A 17,982-nucleotide genomic window follows, 5' to 3' on the forward strand; every position below is an offset into this window, starting at 1 on the left:
GCTCTCGTAGGAGCGGCTTTAGCCGCGAGAGGCATTCTCCCGGCTGAAGCCGGTCCTACGGTCGATTAGCGGGCAAGCCGCCCGCTCGCTCCAACGCTCAAGGCGTAGGCGTGGTTTCCGGCGTGGCTGGCGCGGTCTCAACAGGCGCTGGTTCGGCCTGGAAGGATTCAGAGGCTGCGGGTGCAGGCATCGGCTGACTGGTTTCCACAGCGGGCGCTGCGACTGGCTCAGCCTTTGGTGCTTCTTCAGCAGCCTTGGTTTCAGCAGGCTTGACGTCGGCAGGCTTGGGCTCGGTAAGCGCAGCAGGTTTGGCGACTGGCTCAGGCACGCCAAGGTCGGTCTTTGGCTTTTCCTTGATATGCGCGGCTTTCTTCGCTTCTGGCGGCAGGAAGTTTTCCACCAGGATAAAGAAGCGGTCGTAAAACTTGTCCGACGCCACGGTCTCGCTGGCGACCTTGACCATCGAGTCGTCCGTCGAGCCGATCGGCATCGACACCGAACCCAGCACGCCGACACCCACGCTCGCGGAGTTGTTGGTCTTTTTCAGCGCGTAGCGGTCCTGCAAGGCATTGGCAAACATGGTCGAGCTGTTTTCGGTGCCATCAGCGGCGCAGACCACATTGAAGCTGATCTCCATATGGGTTTCGCCGGTTTGCTGGAAGCTTTTGTGCCCGCTGATCATCTTCGGGTCACTGCTGGTGATGATATAGCCCTGACTGAGCAAGGCACGGCGCGCCGCTTCACAGGAGGCGGAGTCAGTCACGGGGTAGGCTCTGGAAAAAGTCCCCGCATCATCAAAGTTTTCATGCTCATACACGGCGGTCTTCTTTGCCGAACAGCCTGCGGCGGCCAGCAGGGCAAATGCCCAGCACGCGGTACGAAAGCTAAATAATTTTGGCATCAAGAATCCTGGAGGAGATAACGGTCAGCAGTACTGCAGACTTGGAAAACATCGGCAAGTCTGCAACAAGGCAGGCGCGGGATCAACGCACAGATTGAAAGGATCTTGTTACAACCGGCAAAGCGGCAAAATGATCACTGTCCCACGCAGGTGCGGGGGCAAACCGTTGAGCCAGAAAGTCGAGCATGGCGCGCAACGCTGACGACATGTGTTTACGCGAGGCATACACCGCGAAAATGCTCAACTCCATCGGTTGGTAATCCGTCAGCAGCGCGACCAGCTGACCTTGCCTGATGAGCGGCGCTGCCAGATAAGTCGGCAACAACGCCACTCCCGCGTCGCACAGCGCAGCCTGCATTGTGGTGATCGAATCATTGCTGCTGAGATTGCCCTTCACCGCGACGCTCTGTGGCACGCCCTTGCGGGTAAAGTGCCACAGACTGCTGCTGTGATAGGAATGGGTCAGGCAGTTATGCAGTGTCAGGTCTTCGATCACCCTGGGTGCTGAATGCATCCTCAGGTAATCCGGTGAGGCACAAACCACCGAACGGCAGGTGGTCAAGCGCCGTGCAATCAGATTGGGGTCCAACTCGTTAGTGATACGAATCGCCAGATCGATGCGCTCATCGACCAGATTGACCGTGCGGTCGAGCAGCACCATGTCGACGCGGACCTGTGAGTAGCGGCCGACAAACTCAGTTATCGCGTGCATAAGCTGAGCCTGCCCAAACGAGGTACTGGCAGTAATGCGCAGCAGTCCTTTGGGCTCAACCTCCGGCGTCGCGACTACGGCGCGCATATCCTCAGCCAGATCAAGCATGCGCCTGCACAGGGGCAATACCTCGGTTCCTGCCGCCGTCAGGTTCAAACGGCGGGTCGTACGATGCATCAGGCGCGCGCCCGTCCAGTCCTCAAGCTCGGCGAGGAATCTGGAAATCACTGGCCTGGACAAACCAAGCTTGTCTGCGGCGGCCGTCTGGCTGCCACAGTCGACGACGGTCACAAAAGCCTGCATCGCCAACAATTTGTCCATGATTCGACCGTTTTTAGAAACAAATCTGCCGCCAATCTAGCGTTTTTCGATCGATAAATCTCAACTAATGTGCCGACTCCCAACCAGACAATATGGAACTCGACATGCTACCGCTCCCCGCACGACGGCTTTTGGCCACTTTCGCCCTGCTCGGGCTCGCAGGCTCCGCTCTGGCGGCACAGCCGTTGAAACTGGACATTTACAACCCGGGTGATGAGGCCATCTTTCCGGTCTCCTCGGTGCTGGTGACTGGCGAGAAGGACGCCATTCTGATCGATGCTCAATTTGCCAAACCCCAGGCTGAGCAGATCGTCGAAACAATCCGCAAGAGCGGCAAGAATCTGACCACCATTTACATCAGTCATGGCGACCCGGACTTCTATTTTGGCTTGCAAACCTTCACCGAGGCCTTCCCCAACGCCAGGGTCGTGGCCAGCGCCCAGACCGTAGCCCATATCAAGGAAACCAAGGATGCCAAGCTCGCCTACTGGGGACCAAAACTTGGTGCTGGCGCGCCCGACAAGGTCATTGTTCCTGAAGTGCTTCAGGGCAACGAACTGAAGCTTGAAGGCCAGAAACTGCAAATCATCGGCCTGGACGGTCCACAGCCGGATCGCACGTTCGTGTGGATCCCCTCAATCAAGGCCGTGATGGGTGGCGTGGTGCTGTCCAACAATATTCACGTATGGATGGCGGACACCCAAAGCGCAAAATCCCATCAGGATTGGCTGGCGACGCTGGCGGCGATCGAAAAACTGCAGCCTGCGACCATTGTGCCCGGTCATTTCCTGCCGGGTGAGCTGAAGCCGAATCAATCGCCCGACTTTACCGCGCGCTATATCAAAACCTTCGACGCCGAAACGACCAAGGCCAAAGACTCCGTCGCACTGATTGAAGCGATGAAAGCGCACTACCCAAAGCTGGCGGATGAATCGTCACTGGTACTGAGCGCGAAAGTGGCCAAGGGTGAGATGAAGTGGTAGAGCGTTTTGACATGCCTGAGATGGACTAGTAGGCGCGAGGCTTGCCCGCGAATCAGACGCTACGGTGACCCAACTCTACCGAAATCAGGCAAAAAAAAGCGACCCGTTAAGGTCGCTTTCTTTTTTCGCTTCAAGGAGTTCAAGGGCCTCGAAGCTATGTATGGCGCAGCGGACGGGACTCGAACCCGCGACCCCCGGCGTGACAGGCCGGTATTCTAACCGACTGAACTACCGCTGCGTATCGCTCGGACTTGCATCCGTTTGAACCTGTTGAAACAGATTTTCGAGAATCTGTTTCGTTGTAACCCTGATTGATCAGCCTTGAGGCTTTTCAATCGCAGACCGGGCTGACCCGATCCGTAAAATATGGCGCAGCGGACGGGACTCGAACCCGCGACCCCCGGCGTGACAGGCCGGTATTCTAACCGACTGAACTACCGCTGCTTGTCGGTGGACTTGCGTCCGGTGCTGCTATCAAACCTTGTAGCTTGAAACTCACGAAGTGGTGGGTGATGACGGGATCGAACCGCCGACCCGCTGCTTGTAAGGCAGCTGCTCTCCCAGCTGAGCTAATCACCCTTTGCTTCGTTGAGGCCGCGAAATTTACGCACCTAACGAACCTAAGTCAATAGCCTGCTTGAAGTTTTTTTCAGAGACGGCTTTTAGCGACAACTTCCCAGCTACGAGCCAGACGAAGAAAAGGCGCAATTTCTCGCGCCTTTGCCAACTCTGCACAGATCACAACGCCATCAGCGCCTGACCGGTAGCCTCGCGAATAAATTCGCTCCTACAGCTTCACTCCACATAAACCATTTTGCGGGTCATGCCGCCGTCGACCACGAACTCCTGCCCGGTAATGAAACCGGCATTGCGCGACAGCAGCCAGGCCACCATTGCAGCCACGTCCTCTACATTGCCTACCCTGCCCGCCGGATGCTGCGCATGATCGGCCTCAGAGAGCGGCTCAGCGCGGCGCACGGAGGGGTCGCGAACGTCGATCCAGCCGGGGCTTACCGCATTGACCCTGATTTCCGGGCCCAGACTGATCGCCAGGGCGTGAGTCAACGCCAGCAAACCGCCCTTGCTGGCCGCGTAAGCTTCCGTATCGGGTTCTGATTGACGAGCGCGCGTCGAGGTCAGGTTGACGATGCTGCCGCAGTGAGCACGCAGGTACGGCGCGCAGTGCTTGGCCAGCAGCATCGGACCATTGAGGTTGACGGCCAGCACACGATTCCAGTGGGCAAGGCTCAGGCTTTCGAGAGTGGTGTTGCGTGGATCGGCCACCGCAGCGTTGCAGACCAGTGCGTCCAGACGCCCGAAGCGTCCGATTACCTCGGCGACGCCCGCCGCAACCTGTTCTTCGCTGGCCACATCCATGCCAACGAACAATGCGTTCTCGCCGAGCGCTTCGGTCACCCGTAACCCACGGGCGCGATCAACGTCGGCGAGCACGACCTGCCAGCCCTCGGTAATCAGCCAGGCAGCGATGCCCAGACCGATCCCGCGTGCCGCACCGGTAACCAAGGCCACCCGACCATTGCTGGCGCTGGCGGCCTCCATCACCCAATCGCTCACAATGCCGCCAGACCACGCGCCAGATCGGCTTTGAGGTCGGCAACATCTTCCAGCCCGACCGCAACGCGAATCAGGCTGTCACGAATACCCGCCGCTTCCCGCTCCTGCGGCGCCAGACGTCCGTGAGACGTGGTGCTCGGGTGGGTGATGGTGGTTTTGCTGTCACCCAGGTTGGCCGTGATGGAGATCAGGCGAGTGGCATCGATGAAACGCCACGCGCCATCTTTGCCACCTTTGACTTCAAAACTGACCACGGCACCAAAGCCTTTCTGCTGGCGTTGAGCCAGAGCATGCTGCGGATGGCTCTTGAGACCGGCGTAGTGCACCTTCTCGATGCCGTCCTGCTGCTCCAGCCACTCGGCCAGTTCAAGGGCACTGGCGCAATGAGCGCGCATGCGCAGGTTCAAGGTTTCAAGGCCCTTGAGGAAAATCCAGGCATTGAAGGGGCTCAGGGTCGGCCCGGCGGTGCGCAGGAAACCTACGACTTCCTTCATCTGCTCGCTGCGTCCGGCAACCACGCCGCCCATGCAACGACCCTGGCCGTCGATGAACTTGGTGGCCGAATGCACCACCACGTCGGCACCCAGCAGCAACGGTTGTTGCAGCGCCGGGGTACAGAAGCAGTTATCCACCACCAGCATCGCGCCCTTGGCGTGGGCGATTTCGGCCAGGGCCGCGATATCCACCAATTCAGCCAGTGGATTGGACGGCGACTCGACGAACAGCAATTTGGTGTTGGACTTGATGGCCGCATCCCAGCCCGCCAGCTCGGCCAGCGGCACGTAGTCGACTTCGACGCCAAAGCGTTTGAAGTACTTCTCGAACAGGCTGATGGTCGAACCGAACACACTGCGCGATACCAGTACATGGTCGCCCGCGCTGCACAGACTCATGACAGTGGCCAGAATGGCCGCCATGCCCGTCGCCGTCGCTACCGCCTGCTCTGCGCCTTCCAGCGCGGCGATGCGCTCTTCGAAGGAGCGCACGGTCGGGTTGGTGTAGCGCGAGTAAACGTTGCCCGGCACCTCACCGGCGAAACGCGCGGCCGCGTCGGCGGCCGTGCGGAACACGTAACTGGAGGTGAAGAACATCGGATCGCCGTGCTCGCCTTCCGGCGTGCGGTGTTGGCCTGCCCGTACGGCGAGGGTATCGAAACCCACGCCTTCAAGATCGCTGTCCAGCCGACCGGCATCCCATTCCTGAGTCATGCCGCGCCCTCCCTGATGATTAGTTGTTGTACAGATCGATAATCGCGCTCACGGCCTGGGTCTTGACCTTGGAGGCGTCATTGCGCGCCTGCTCGATCTTGTTCAGGTAATGCTCGTCGATGTCACCGGTCACGTACTTGCCGTCGAATACCGAGCAATCGAAGTTGTCGATCTTGATCTTTTTGCTGCCACTGACCGCTTCGATCAGGTCACTCAAGTCCTGATAGATCAACCAGTCGGCACCGATCAGATCAGCGACGTCCTGAGTGGTGCGATTGTGGGCGATCAGCTCGTGAGCGCTCGGCATGTCGATGCCATAGACGTTCGGATAGCGAACCGCCGGAGCCGCCGAGCAGAAGTAAACGTTCTTGGCGCCCGCTTCGCGTGCCATCTGGATGATCTGCTTGCAGGTGGTGCCACGCACGATGGAGTCATCCACCAGCATCACGTTCTTGCCGCGAAATTCCAGCTCGATGGCGTTGAGCTTCTGGCGTACGGATTTTTTCCGCGCGGCCTGGCCGGGCATGATAAACGTGCGGCCGATATAACGGTTCTTGACGAAGCCTTCGCGGAACTTGACGCCCAGGTGATTGGCCAGCTCAAGAGCGGCGGTACGGCTGGTGTCAGGAATCGGGATAACCACGTCGATGTCGTGATCCGGACGCTCGCGCAGGATCTTGTCGGCCAGCTTCTCGCCCATGCGCAGACGCGCCTTGTAGACCGAGATGCCGTCGATGATCGAGTCCGGACGCGCCAGATAGACGTGTTCGAAGATGCACGGCGCATATTTCGGGTTGGCAGCACATTGACGAGTATGCAGCTTGCCGTCTTCGGTGATGTAAACCGCTTCGCCCGGCGCCAGGTCACGAATCAGCGTGAAGCCCAGAACGTCCAGGGAAACGCTTTCCGAGGCGATCATGTACTCGACGCCTTCGTCGGTATGACGCTGGCCGAACACGATCGGGCGAATGGCGTCCGGGTCACGGAAACCAACGATGCCGTAACCGGTGATCATCGCGACGACGGCATAGCCGCCACGGCAACGATTGTGCACGTCGGCCACGGCCGCGAAGACGTCTTCTTCGGTGGGCTGCAACTTGCCGCGCCGGGCCAGCTCATGGGCGAAGACGTTGAGCAGCACTTCAGAATCGGAATTGGTGTTGACGTGGCGCAGGTCGGATTCGTAAATCTCCTTGGCCAGTTGCTCGACGTTGGTCAGGTTGCCGTTGTGGGCCAACGTGATGCCATACGGCGAGTTGACATAGAACGGCTGGGCCTCGGCTGAGGTCGAGCTGCCTGCTGTCGGGTAACGCACATGGCCAATGCCCATATGTCCGACCAGGCGCTGCATATGCCGCTGGTGGAATACGTCACGAACCAAACCATTGTCCTTGCGCAGGAATAACCGGCCATCGTGACTGGTTACGATACCGGCAGCGTCCTGGCCGCGGTGCTGGAGGACGGTTAGCGCGTCATACAGCGCCTGATTGACATTCGACTTACCAACGATACCGACGATGCCACACATGCGACACAACCCCTACTTAGTGGAACTGGATTTACCGAGCACTTCCTGCGGCATTGTAGGCGGCAGAAGGTGATCCTTGAACGGCAGATCAGCAGGTACGCTGATGCCGCTGGCGAGCCACTTGCTGGACATCCCGAGAATCAGGTTTTTCGACCAGTCAGCGACCATGAGAAATTGTGGCAACAATCTGGACTGCTGCCACCATTGATCCTGTTGCACCGGCCCCAGGCTCAACAGCCCGACCGCCACTACGACAAGCAAGCCCCCGCGCGCCGCGCCGAAGACCATGCCGAGAAAACGATCGGTCCCGGAAAGCCCGGTGACACGAATCAGTTCTCCGATGAGAAAGTTGATCATTGCGCCGACCAGCAAGGTGGCGACGAACAGAATAGTACAGGCTGCGATCACCCTGAACGAGGGTGTCTCGATATAACTGACCAGATACTGCGAAAGCCCCGCACCGAACATCCAGGCAACGACGCCTGCAATGATCCAGGTCACCAGCGACAGAGCCTCCTTGACGAAGCCGCGCTTGAGACTGATCAGAGCAGAAATGACGACAATCCCGAGGATCGCCCAGTCGACCGGGGTAAATGGCACGTTTGAGCCTGCGAACAGATAAGGCGGCGCATTTTAGCAGAGCGCCAGCCTGCCGGTAAGCGGGGATTACCGGCAGGCCTCACATTCGCTGAAAAAGCCTCAGCCGCGTTCGGGCTGGAAGCGTACGACAATGCCCTTCAGCTTCTGCTGCTTGTCGAGCTGATCGCGCAGACGATCGGCCTCGGCGCGCTCGATCAGCGGACCGACAAACACCCGATTCACGCCGTCGCCGCTGCGGATATACGCGTTATAGCCTTGGGTACGCAGGGTTTTCTGCAGGTTGTCGGCATTGGCCCGATTGGACAGGCTCGCCAGTTGCACCGACCAGCTGACCGACAGGCCATTGGCGTCGACGCCACTCGGCGTGGCCGGTTTGGTCGCGGCTTGGGCCGGGGCAGTCGCCGGAGCGGCTGGAGCCGGTGCAGCAGGCTTGGACGCTGGCTTGGCCACAGGTGCAGCAGGTGCAGGAGTGGGTTTTGCAGCGGGCGGCGCAGGCGCGATTGGCGTCGAGGGTGCCACGGCAATCTGGCCGATTTCGTCGTCGGCCGGTATCGGCTCCTGAGGCAATGCCTGAGGTTCAGGAACCGGAACCGGCTCGATCCGCACCTGAGGCGTAGGCGGTGTCTGCGGCGCAGCCGGCGCGTCGACCAGTACCCGATGCGACTCGTCCTGTTTGGTGAACAGCATTGGCAGGAAAATCACCGCCACGGCAATAAGCACCAGTGCGCCGACCATTCGCTGTTTGAATACGTTATCCAGCAGTGCCATTTGCAGCTTCCTCTTTGGCGTGCCGGGTCAACCATTCCAGGGCCTCGGCAACACAGTAAAAAGACCCGAACAGCAAAATTTCGTCATCGGCCGTGGCGTGCGTGCACTGAGCCTCCAGCGCCAACGCAACACTCTGATAGGACGTCACTTTTGCGCCAAGGTTCTGTAGTGCCGTCTGAAGATCCGACGCCGGGCGACTGCGCGAGGTTGGCAATGGCGCCACAGCCCACTCGGCGATACTTCCAACAAGCTCGGCCACAACGCCTTCGAGTTCCTTGTCGGCCAGCAAACCAAACACCGCAAGACGCTTGCCGACGACTGGACGCTGCGCCATGCGCCGGGCGAGAAACTGCGCAGCGTGGGGGTTATGGCCCACATCCAGTAGCAAGTGCAGGTGCTTGCCATGCCAGTTGAACGAACGCCGATCCAGGCGACCGATAATCCGCGTGCCAAGCAATGCCGAGCGAATCACCTCGGGTTGCCAGGCAATATCCAGCAACAAATAGGCCTGCAAGGCGAGCGCCGCGTTCTCCATGGGCAAATCGAGCAGCGGCAGGTCGCGCAATTCAACCAACTGCCCTGCCCCGTCACGACCCAGCCAGCTCCAGTTGTGGTCGGTGATCGACAGATCGAACTCCCGACCGCGCAACCACAGCGGGCAATTGAGTGCCGCAGCCTGCGCCAGCAAAGGCGCCGGAGGATCCAGATCGCCACAAAGCGCGGGACGACCTTCGCGGAAGATGCCCGCTTTTTCGAAAGCGACAGATTCACGGGTATCGCCCAGCCAGTCGGCGTGATCGATGCCGATGCTGGTCACCAGCGCCAGATCCGCATCGATCAGATTGACCGCATCCAGCCGGCCGCCAAGGCCGACTTCAAGCACCGCGACATCCAGCCCGGCCCGCTCGAACAGCCAGAAGGCGGCCAGGGTGCCCATCTCGAAATAAGTCAGCGTGACATCGCCACGCGCCGCTTCGACAGCGGCAAAGGCATCGCACAGTTCCACATCAGTGGCTTCAACGCCCTGCACCTGCACCCGCTCGTTGTAACGCAACAGGTGAGGTGAGCTGTAGACGCCGACTTTCAAACCCTGCGCCTGCAGCAATGCCGCGAGGAATGCGCAAGTCGAACCCTTGCCGTTGGTCCCGGTGACGGTAATCACCTTGGGCGCAGGACGGGTCAGACCCAATTGCCGGGCAACCTGTTGCGAACGCTCCAGCCCCATATCAATGGCCGAAGGGTGCAACTGCTCCAGATAGGCGAGCCAGTCGCCCAGCGATCCTGGGGTCATACGTTCGCCGGAATCGGTGGAACAACGATAGGTTCCAGAACCGGCGGTACGAATTTAGGGGTCGGCAGGTTCATGAATTGCGCGAGCAGATTGCCCAGGCGCGGACGCAGTTCCTGTCGGTGGATGATCAAGTCGATAGCGCCGTGATCAAGCAGGAACTCGCTGCGCTGGAAGCCTTCAGGCAGCTTCTCACGCACGGTCTGTTCGATGACGCGAGGACCGGCGAAACCGATCAGCGCCTTGGGTTCTGCAACGATCACATCACCCAGCATCGCCAGACTCGCGGAAACACCGCCGTAGACCGGATCAGTGAGTACCGAGATAAACGGCAGACCTTCTTCACGAAGACGGGCCAGCACGGCCGAAGTCTTGGCCATCTGCATCAGGGAAATCAGTGCTTCCTGCATGCGTGCGCCGCCGGAGGCCGCGAAGCAGATCATCGGGCAACGTTTTTCCAGCGCGTAGTTGGCGGCCTGTACGAAACGCTCGCCAACGATAGCCCCCATCGAACCACCCATGAAGGAGAATTCGAATGCGCAAGCGACCACGGGCATGCCCAGCAAGGAGCCGCTCATGGAAATCAGCGCATCCTTTTCACCAGTCTGCTTCTGCGCGCCGGTGAGACGATCCTTGTATTTCTTGCTGTCGCGAAACTTCAGGCGATCGACTGGCTCCAGATCAGCGCCGATTTCGGCACGGCCATCGGAATCCAGAAAGATGTTCAGACGTGCCCGGGCGCCAATACGCATGTGATGGTTGCACTTGGGGCAGACGTCCAGGGTCTTTTCCAGTTCCGGACGATAAAGCACCGCTTCGCAAGAAGGGCACTTATGCCAAAGACCTTCGGGAACCGAGCTCTTCTTGACCTCGGAACGCATGATCGAAGGGATCAGCTTGTCTACCAACCAGTTGCTCATGCTTTATTTCTCCAGTACCGGTGGCTCGAACGCAGACGAATCGACGTCTGCGCATGCCCTTAAATTCTTGGATGATCTGACAACCCGTCGCCAGCGGTCGGCAATTGGCCTGACCTGCATGACAACAACGTCGTCAATCGTGGAACTGCAACAGCTTCTGCGCGGCGTACCGACACCTGCGCAGTCTTGAATTCGACCAGTGCGCCAATCAGGCAGCCAGGTTCATGGACGGCGGACAACCCAAAGCCGTCACATCTATAGCCGCTGACTATCAAGCGCCATGCACCGCACTCATGAATGCGCGGATCTTGTCATGGTCCTTGATGCCTCCACTTTTTTCGACCCCGCCGCTGACATCCACTGCATACGGTCGGACCTGAGCGATGGCCTGCGCCACATTGGCGGAAGTCAGACCGCCGGCCAGAATGATCGGTTTACTCAGGCCGCTCGGGATCAACGCCCAGTCAAAGGTTTCACCGGTCCCGCCAGGAACGCCGGCTACATAGGTGTCCAGCAGAATACCGCTGGCGCCGGAATACGCACGGCAACTGGCGGCAATATCGTCGCCGGCCTGGACCCGCAAGGCCTTGATCCAGGGGCGATGATAGCCTTCACATTGCTCTGGCGTTTCGTCGCCATGAAACTGCAACAGATCCAGCGGCACGGCATCCAGCGTCTCGTTGAGTTCACAAGCGCTGGCATTGACGAAAAGCCCGACAGTACTGACAAACGGCGGCAGCGCGGCAATGATCGCTCGCGCCTGCTGCACGGTTACCGCGCGCGGGCTCCTGGCATAGAACACCAGCCCGATAGCATCAGCCCCGGCCTCAACAGCAGCCAAAGCGTCTTCTATGCGGGTAATGCCGCAGATCTTGCTGCGAACGGCTGACATGTAGAGAACCCCAAGCCTTTCTGTAAAGTTCGGGATGGTAGCAAATGCTTTTCCGGACGTCAGCCGTCAAGTTCCGAGAAGCCTGTCAGAAAGTGCGGTCCGACATAGCGTTCCGGCAATGGGAACTCGTCGCGATACTCAACCTGCACCAGATACAACCCGTAAGGGTGTGCCGTCACGCCGCCGGTCCTGCGCACCTTGCTCTCCAGGACATCCCGCGCCCACTCGACAGGACGTTCGCCGGTGCCGATCGTCATCAACACGCCTGCGATGTTGCGCACCATGTGATGCAGAAACGCATTGGCGCGCACATCGATGACAATCATCTTGCCGTGCCGCGAAACGCGCAGATGGTGCAGCTGTTTGATCGGAGACTTGGCCTGGCACTGCCCGGCACGAAATGCGCTGAAATCATGGGTACCCACCAGATACTGCGCGGCTTGCGCCATGCGCTCGGCATCCAGCGGGCGATGATTCCAGGTGATTTCCTGATTCAGATGGGCCGGACGAATCTGATCGTTATAAATGACGTAACGATAGCGCCGGGCGATTGCCTTGAAGCGCGCATGGAATTCAGCCGGCATCACCTTGGCCCACGTCACGCTGACGTCATGGGGCAGATTGATATTGGCACCCATGACCCAGGCCTTCATGGAACGCTCAGCCTGAGTATCGAAATGCACCACCTGGCCGCAGGCATGCACGCCCGCGTCAGTGCGCCCGGCGCACAACAGCGACACAGGGGAATCCGCGACTTTGGACAGCGCATTTTCCAGGGTTTCCTGAACCGTCAGCACACCGGACGCCTGACGCTGCCAGCCACAATAGCGAGAGCCTTTGTACTCGACACCCAGTGCGATTCGGGAAAAACCAGCGGCGGCCATTTCGAGAAGTGACAGCCTGTTGAATTACGAAATGGCGGCCATTATAAGGCCGCTGAAAAAAGACGCCATGCACCCTGCCCTGGAAATGCAAACGGCCGCATTAGCGGCCGTTGCAGTCAATCACAGAACCCTCAGACCAGACGACTCAGCATGTCCCTGGCTTCGGTTTTCTGACCGTCATCACCTTCAGTGACAACTTCATCGAGTATGTCCCGAGCGCCATCGCTGTCGCCCATCTCGATGTAGGCGCGAGCCAGATCGAGCTTGGTAGCCGCTTCATCGGTGCCTGACAGGAAGTCGAATTCCGGCTCGTCATCATCGAGTGCAGCGGCGTCTTCGGCTGTAAAGCTTGGCGCTTCGAACGGCGTGGCCATCGGCGGCTGCTCAAGTTTCTGCGACAGGCGCTCCAGCTCGGCATTCACATCCTCGATCTCGGAGGCAAACGCTTGAGTGGCCTGATCAGTCTCGATTTCGTCAGCCAGCGACAGATCGAAATCATCCGGCAGGTCCAGATCGTCGGCAGGCTGAGCGGGCGCTGATTCACCCAGATTCAACGGTGGCTCGTCGAGACTGAGCAGGAAATCATCCTCGGCACTCAGCGCAGGCTCGTCTTCGGCGCTATCCAGATCAAAATCAGCCAGATCGAAGTCAGCCAGATCGTCCGGTGCGCTCGCCGCCTTGGCTTCGCTTTGCTGTTTCAATACCGACTCGAAACTCAGCTCGTCATCGTCATTGATTGCTGGCAAAACAGGTGCATCCAGCTCCAGATCGTAATGATCGGTTGGATTGGTCACTTGTGCAGGCGAGGCCTCTTCAAGGTCGTCCAGACTCAAATCGAAATCGTGGTCGAACTCATCCGGCTCATCCGCTTGAGCAACCGGTTCCGGCGTTGGCGGCACAGGGGTTTCGGCGACAACGGCCGGTTCAGGCTCGGGCTCGGGCTCCGGTGTTTCGGGCTCGTCGAGCAACAATTCCTCGACGTACTTCGCATCCATTTCTGCAGCCACCGCAGCTGCAGTGGCTGTTGCCGCTGCCGCGACGACGGCAGCGGTGATCATGGCCGGGTAACGACTCTTGAGCTGCTCGACCTCAGCGTGATGCTTTCCCCCAGCCACCAATTTCCGCTCATGGATCGCAAACGCCTTGCTGTTACCTTGCTCGGCGTAGATTTCCATGAGTTTGAGACGAATATCGTCCCGGGCCGGGTCTTCCTTCAACGACTCTTCCAGCAGCTCGACAGCCTGATTCATACGCCCGTAAGCGATATGGATCTCGGCCTGAACCAGTGGATCGGCTGGACGCTCACGAGCAGGATCGACACTCGCACTGCCCATCGGCGCCATTTTCACGTTAGGCGCGGCAACCACCAGCCCGTCGAAACTGGCCTGCGGCACGTCCATATCCATGTCGGACACAAATTCAGATTCTTCAGCCAGCGCACGCGCCATGCGCCGGTGTTTCTCGGCCTCGGCCTTGGCATTGCGGCGGCGCGCCAGAAACAGCATCAACAGCAGCAGAAGCAGCACGACCGCGCCGCCGATCAAGCCGAGGACGATCGGGTTACCGAGCAGCTGTTTGAACGCCTGGTCGGAATCGGCGTCCTGCGCCGCGACCGGTTCAACGGCCAGCGGCTGCTCCGCAGGCGGTGCACTGACTTGAGCCGCGCCTGCTGGCAGGGCGTCTTCGGGAGCGATTTCGCCCGGCGGCTTGGCGGCGGCGCCAGGTGCTGCAACCAATGCGGCCGGCAAAGCCGGGTCGGCAGGCACCGGTGGAACCGTTGCACCTGCGGCCTGCATCTTGGCCAGTTGATCGCTCTTGAGCTGAATCAGGCGCTGCATCTTGTCCAGCTGACTCTGCAAGTCGCTCATGCGACTTTTCAGTTCAGCGTTGTCACGACGCGCGGTGTCCAGATTTTCCTCGGCCACCGCCAGCTTGTTACTCAAATCCTTGTCGCCTGCCGCCCCCTTGGCCGAAGAGCTGGAGCCTGCGGCGACCAGACTCAGGCTGTCACTTGGAGCCACTCTGGACGGCGCAGCACCGGCGCGATCACGGCGGGTCGCATCAACCTGACGGGTACCGGACGGCAAACGACGCCCCTGACGCCAGGCCTGATTCTGTTCGGCAACCTGGGCCACGGCTTGAGGCTGCGGCACGGTAGTGGTTTGCTGCGGATCAGGCAGGCGCAATACCTGGCCTTTTTTCAGGCGGTTGATATTGCCGCCGATGAACGCATCAGGGTTCAGCGCCTGAATGGCCAGCATGGTTTGCTGGACAGTGCCGCCATTGCGCACTTTCTCGGCAATTTCCCAGAGCGTGTCGTTATTGGTGGTCGTGTATTGCGCAGGCTTGGCCCCGGCAGCGGGCGTCGCCTGCGGAACCGGAGTCGGTGCAGGCGGCGCTACCTGAGGAGTCGCCGGTGCCTGGGCCGGCTGTGGCGCGGTCGTCGGCAATTGCGGCGCTGCTGCGGCAGCGGCTGCCGCTTCAGGGGAAAACTTTGGTGGGTCCAGCAACAGGCTGTATTCGCGCAACAGCCGACCATTGGGCCAGAGCACCTGCACGAGGAATTTCACAAAGGGCTCACGCACCGGCTTGCTGGAGGTAATGCGCAATACGCTTTTACCGTTGGCATTCAGTACCGGAGTGAACGTCAGATCGTTGAGAAACGCCTGTCGAGCGACGCCCGCCTGTGCGAAATCAGCAGTGGTTGCAAGACTCGGCACCACTTGGGCGGCGCTCAGGCCTTCGGCCTGTGACAATTCGATCTCGGCTACAAGGGGTTGATTCAGGGTCGACTTGACCGACAATTCCCCGAGTCCCAGCGCGTGCGCCATGCCTGATGACAACGCCGAAGCGGCAGCAATTGCCAAAACCAGTTTGCGAACCTGAACCATAGCCCATCCCTTGTTTAAAAACTCCCCGGCACCCGGGAAGGTAAAGCATGCATTGGGTGTCTAAGCAGACATCTCAGGAAATCAATGACACACACGCTAGAAAGATTCTTTAAATTGAGGCCAAGTATCTTTTACACATAGTCTTTTATCAACAATTGCGCGACCTGCACAGCGTTGAGCGCAGCGCCTTTGCGCACATTGTCAGACGTTATCCACAGATTCAGCTCACAAGGATCGTCAATTCCGCTGCGCACGCGTCCTACATAAACAACATCCTGGCCTACGGCATCTCCTACAGCCGTCGGATAATCCCCGGCTTCGACCAGTTCAATCCCCGACGCAGCTTCCAGTGCGGCATTGACCGCTTGCAGATCAACCGGCCGCGAGGTTTGCAGCGATACGGTAAAGCTGTCGCCAAAAAACACCGGCGCCTGCACGCATGTCGCCGAAACCTTGAGTAAAGGCAATGCCAGCAACTCGCGCAACTCCGCCACCAGGCGCACTTCAAGTGGCGCATGACCCTGGGCGTCCGGCGCGCCGACCTGGGCGAGCAGGTTGAAGGCCATCTGCCGGTCAAAAAAACGCGGCTCGATAGGACGAATATTCAGCAATTCGGTGGTTTGCCGCGCCAGTTCGGCAACGCCTTCGCGGCCCTGGCTGGAGACTGCCAGGCAGGCGGTGACGTTGACGCGCAGGATTTCCAGCACGTTGAGTAATGGCGCGAGGGTCAGCGCGATGGCCGTGCCGGAAGCACTCGGACTGGCAATCTGATAAGGCTTGCCCTGGGACTCAATCGACTGGGCGTTGATTTCCGGCACTACGCCGGGGGCGTCTGCAGCGGGCAAGCCGCCGGACAAATCGATCACCGAACAACCTGCGGCCAAGGCACGCGCGGCGTAACTGCGGGTAATCGCCGGGCCAGCGGCAAAGAACGCGACCTGCGCCTTGTTGAAATCGAACTCGTCGACCTCTTTGACCCGCACATTCTTGCCCCTGAACGGAACCGAATGCCCCGCCGACTCGATACTGGCCAGCAAGTGCAGCTGACCGACCGGGAAGTCGAGTTCTTCAAGAATCTGGACGATGGTTTCGCCGACAGTACCGGTGGCGCCGATCACGGCGATGTCAAAGGACTGGCTCATGCAAAAACCTCAGGAAAAACGCGGAGCGGCACTTTAACCGTCGCGCCGGGAGCAGGCAATTGATCGGACGTCATCCGAGGGATTCGTTATTCAGGGCTCAAGGCCGAGTGGAAAGAACAACCCGCCGCTCCAGACGCCCAGCCAGCGTCGCCCGTCGATATCCCGAGGCACGGCCAGCTCGACCAATTGATAGAAGACGTTGCGATGAATCAGGGCTTCGAGATTGACCCGCACATGAATGTAAGGCGCGGGCTCGTCGGTCGCGGGATCGATCAGCACCCGCAATGCATGCTCGGCACCGGCTTCGGTCACGTCGTCGACATTGGTGGTAAAGCGCAGCAGCTGATGCTCGCCCTCGCCTTCCACCTCCAGACTGACCGCCACGAATGGCGCGTCATCGACCTTGATGCGGACTTTTTCCACGGGCGTGATCAGGAAATAGTCGTCGCCGTCGCGGCGCATGATGGTGGAAAACAAGCGCACCATGGGTTTGCGACCGATTGGCGTGCCCAGGTAATACCAGGTGCCATCGCGGGCGATGCGCATGTCGATATCGCCGCAGAAATCCGGGTTCCATAAATGAACAGGCGGCAACCCTTTGGATTTGGGGATCTGCGCGAACAGATCATTGGCCTTGCCTGAATCACTCATGACTTTCTCCTTAGCGGCTTACGCCCAGCAGACTGCGAGCGTAATCCTCCAGAGGCGGGCCAAGCAAATCTTGTGGTTTGGTGTCGTGCAGTGTCAGCAATCCGCCACGGCTGCGAATTCGCGCACTGTCGATCAGATAGCGGGTACTGGTTTCGATCACCATCAACTGGATGACCCCGCTGTCGATGCCGAGCCGATCCAGCGCTTCCTGATCGGACCACTCGTCGGTGTTGCTGATTCGGTCATCGGCCTTGGCGAAGCGGGTATAAAGCAGGTAATGCGCACCGGCGGCGCGGGCTTCATTCATTGCCTCATCCAGCCCTAGCGGCGTACGAGCGCGACGAACCATGGGGAAATACTCGATGAAGCCGTTGAATGCCTCCTCGGCCACGACGTTGGGTCTTGGGTAGGCGCTGCCCGGCGGCGCAAACGCGCCTTGAGCAATATAGATGAAGGAGTCCGGCTGCAAGCGCCAGTTACTGATGCGTCGGGTTTCACTGTGATCCAGCAAACCGGCGTCACTGAATTGATCATGAGCGCCCTGGCCCAGATCGCTGACACTCATACAACCATTCAACGCCAACAGCGCCAGTAGCAAAACCAGGCTACGCATCACTTCCTCCCAGGTGCCGGTGACGGAAAACCGGCGAATGGTCGTCGGATGCAGCTTCCGCGCCATCATGGGCAAAGCAGGTCATTAATGCGTGCAGGTCCTGAA

Annotated in this window: 16 protein-coding genes and 3 tRNA genes; 1 reads left to right on the plus strand and 18 read right to left on the minus strand. The window is 59.5% G+C overall.

The genetic code is table 11. From position 1 onward, the window contains the following. Positions 1-97: 97 nt before the first annotated feature. Both CFII64_RS08375 and CFII64_RS08380 read right to left on the minus strand, forming a co-directional pair. Complete coding sequence (locus tag CFII64_RS08375) at positions 98-901, minus strand: DUF2242 domain-containing protein (RefSeq protein ID WP_020290357.1); 804 nt, start codon at positions 899-901, stop codon at positions 98-100. A gap of 82 nt (positions 902-983) precedes the next feature. Then, positions 984-1,934 carry a LysR family transcriptional regulator gene (locus CFII64_RS08380; RefSeq protein ID WP_020290358.1) on the minus strand — a complete coding sequence of 317 codons (951 nt, stop codon included), beginning with the start codon at positions 1,932-1,934 and terminating at the stop codon, positions 984-986. A 104-nt stretch (positions 1,935-2,038) separates the two neighbouring features. Here CFII64_RS08380 and CFII64_RS08385 point away from each other — a divergent pair, with 104 nt between their 5' ends. Further along, positions 2,039-2,917, plus strand: a complete 879-nt coding sequence (locus tag CFII64_RS08385) for an MBL fold metallo-hydrolase (RefSeq protein WP_020290359.1) — start codon at positions 2,039-2,041, stop codon at positions 2,915-2,917. 161 nt (positions 2,918-3,078) lie between these two features. Here the strand turns inward: CFII64_RS08385 and CFII64_RS08390 are convergent. The 16 genes from CFII64_RS08390 to CFII64_RS08465 all read right to left on the minus strand — a co-directional run bounded on the left by CFII64_RS08390 (position 3,079) and on the right by CFII64_RS08465 (position 17,877). Continuing rightward, positions 3,079-3,155: transfer RNA gene (locus CFII64_RS08390), tRNA-Asp, on the minus strand. Positions 3,156-3,284: 129 nt separating this feature from the next. Beyond that, positions 3,285-3,361, minus strand: a tRNA-Asp gene (locus tag CFII64_RS08395). A 59-nt stretch (positions 3,362-3,420) separates the two neighbouring features. Continuing rightward, a tRNA-Val gene (locus CFII64_RS08400) sits at positions 3,421-3,496 on the minus strand. A 216-nt stretch (positions 3,497-3,712) separates the two neighbouring features. Continuing rightward, positions 3,713-4,477: an SDR family oxidoreductase gene (locus tag CFII64_RS08405; protein WP_044901254.1), complete on the minus strand. Its 765-nt coding sequence runs from the start codon at positions 4,475-4,477 to the stop codon at positions 3,713-3,715. Positions 4,478-4,488: 11 nt separating this feature from the next. Next, positions 4,489-5,700, minus strand: coding sequence for an O-succinylhomoserine sulfhydrylase (locus CFII64_RS08410; protein ID WP_020290361.1), 1,212 nt, complete (start codon positions 5,698-5,700; stop codon positions 4,489-4,491). A gap of 19 nt (positions 5,701-5,719) precedes the next feature. Continuing rightward, positions 5,720-7,228, minus strand: a complete 1,509-nt coding sequence (purF, locus tag CFII64_RS08415; RefSeq protein WP_020290362.1) for an amidophosphoribosyltransferase — start codon at positions 7,226-7,228, stop codon at positions 5,720-5,722. A gap of 12 nt (positions 7,229-7,240) precedes the next feature. Then, positions 7,241-7,828: a CvpA family protein gene (locus CFII64_RS08420; protein ID WP_020290363.1), complete on the minus strand. Its 588-nt coding sequence runs from the start codon at positions 7,826-7,828 to the stop codon at positions 7,241-7,243. A 99-nt stretch (positions 7,829-7,927) separates the two neighbouring features. Continuing rightward, complete coding sequence (locus tag CFII64_RS08425; RefSeq protein ID WP_020290364.1) at positions 7,928-8,596, minus strand: SPOR domain-containing protein; 669 nt, start codon at positions 8,594-8,596, stop codon at positions 7,928-7,930. Beyond that, a complete protein-coding gene (gene folC / locus CFII64_RS08430) occupies positions 8,580-9,887 on the minus strand; it encodes a bifunctional tetrahydrofolate synthase/dihydrofolate synthase (protein WP_020290365.1) in 1,308 nt (435 codons plus the stop codon). Before folC ends, CFII64_RS08425 begins: the two co-directional genes overlap by 17 nt. Then, a complete protein-coding gene (gene accD, locus CFII64_RS08435) occupies positions 9,884-10,804 on the minus strand; it encodes an acetyl-CoA carboxylase, carboxyltransferase subunit beta (protein ID WP_020290366.1) in 921 nt (306 codons plus the stop codon). Before accD ends, folC begins: the two co-directional genes overlap by 4 nt. A gap of 271 nt (positions 10,805-11,075) precedes the next feature. Continuing rightward, positions 11,076-11,696, minus strand: coding sequence for a phosphoribosylanthranilate isomerase (locus CFII64_RS08440; RefSeq protein WP_020290367.1), 621 nt, complete (start codon positions 11,694-11,696; stop codon positions 11,076-11,078). 59 nt (positions 11,697-11,755) lie between these two features. Then, positions 11,756-12,580 (minus strand): tRNA pseudouridine(38-40) synthase TruA, encoded by an 825-nt coding sequence (gene truA, locus CFII64_RS08445; protein WP_020290368.1) that lies wholly within the window; start codon positions 12,578-12,580, stop codon positions 11,756-11,758. Between the two features lie 131 nt (positions 12,581-12,711). Beyond that, positions 12,712-15,471 carry a FimV/HubP family polar landmark protein gene (locus CFII64_RS08450; RefSeq protein WP_020290369.1) on the minus strand — a complete coding sequence of 920 codons (2,760 nt, stop codon included), beginning with the start codon at positions 15,469-15,471 and terminating at the stop codon, positions 12,712-12,714. Between the two features lie 131 nt (positions 15,472-15,602). Next, positions 15,603-16,613, minus strand: a complete 1,011-nt coding sequence (locus CFII64_RS08455) for an aspartate-semialdehyde dehydrogenase (protein ID WP_020290370.1) — start codon at positions 16,611-16,613, stop codon at positions 15,603-15,605. A 90-nt stretch (positions 16,614-16,703) separates the two neighbouring features. Beyond that, a complete protein-coding gene (locus tag CFII64_RS08460; RefSeq protein ID WP_020290371.1) occupies positions 16,704-17,264 on the minus strand; it encodes a DUF1285 domain-containing protein in 561 nt (186 codons plus the stop codon). A gap of 10 nt (positions 17,265-17,274) precedes the next feature. Then, on the minus strand, positions 17,275-17,877 hold the full coding sequence (locus tag CFII64_RS08465) for a DUF4823 domain-containing protein (protein ID WP_020290372.1): 603 nt from the start codon (positions 17,875-17,877) through the stop codon (positions 17,275-17,277). Positions 17,878-17,982: the final 105 nt, after the last annotated feature.

This window comes from Pseudomonas sp. CFII64 (assembly GCF_000416235.1).
Taxonomy (GTDB): Bacteria; Pseudomonadota; Gammaproteobacteria; order Pseudomonadales; family Pseudomonadaceae; genus Aquipseudomonas.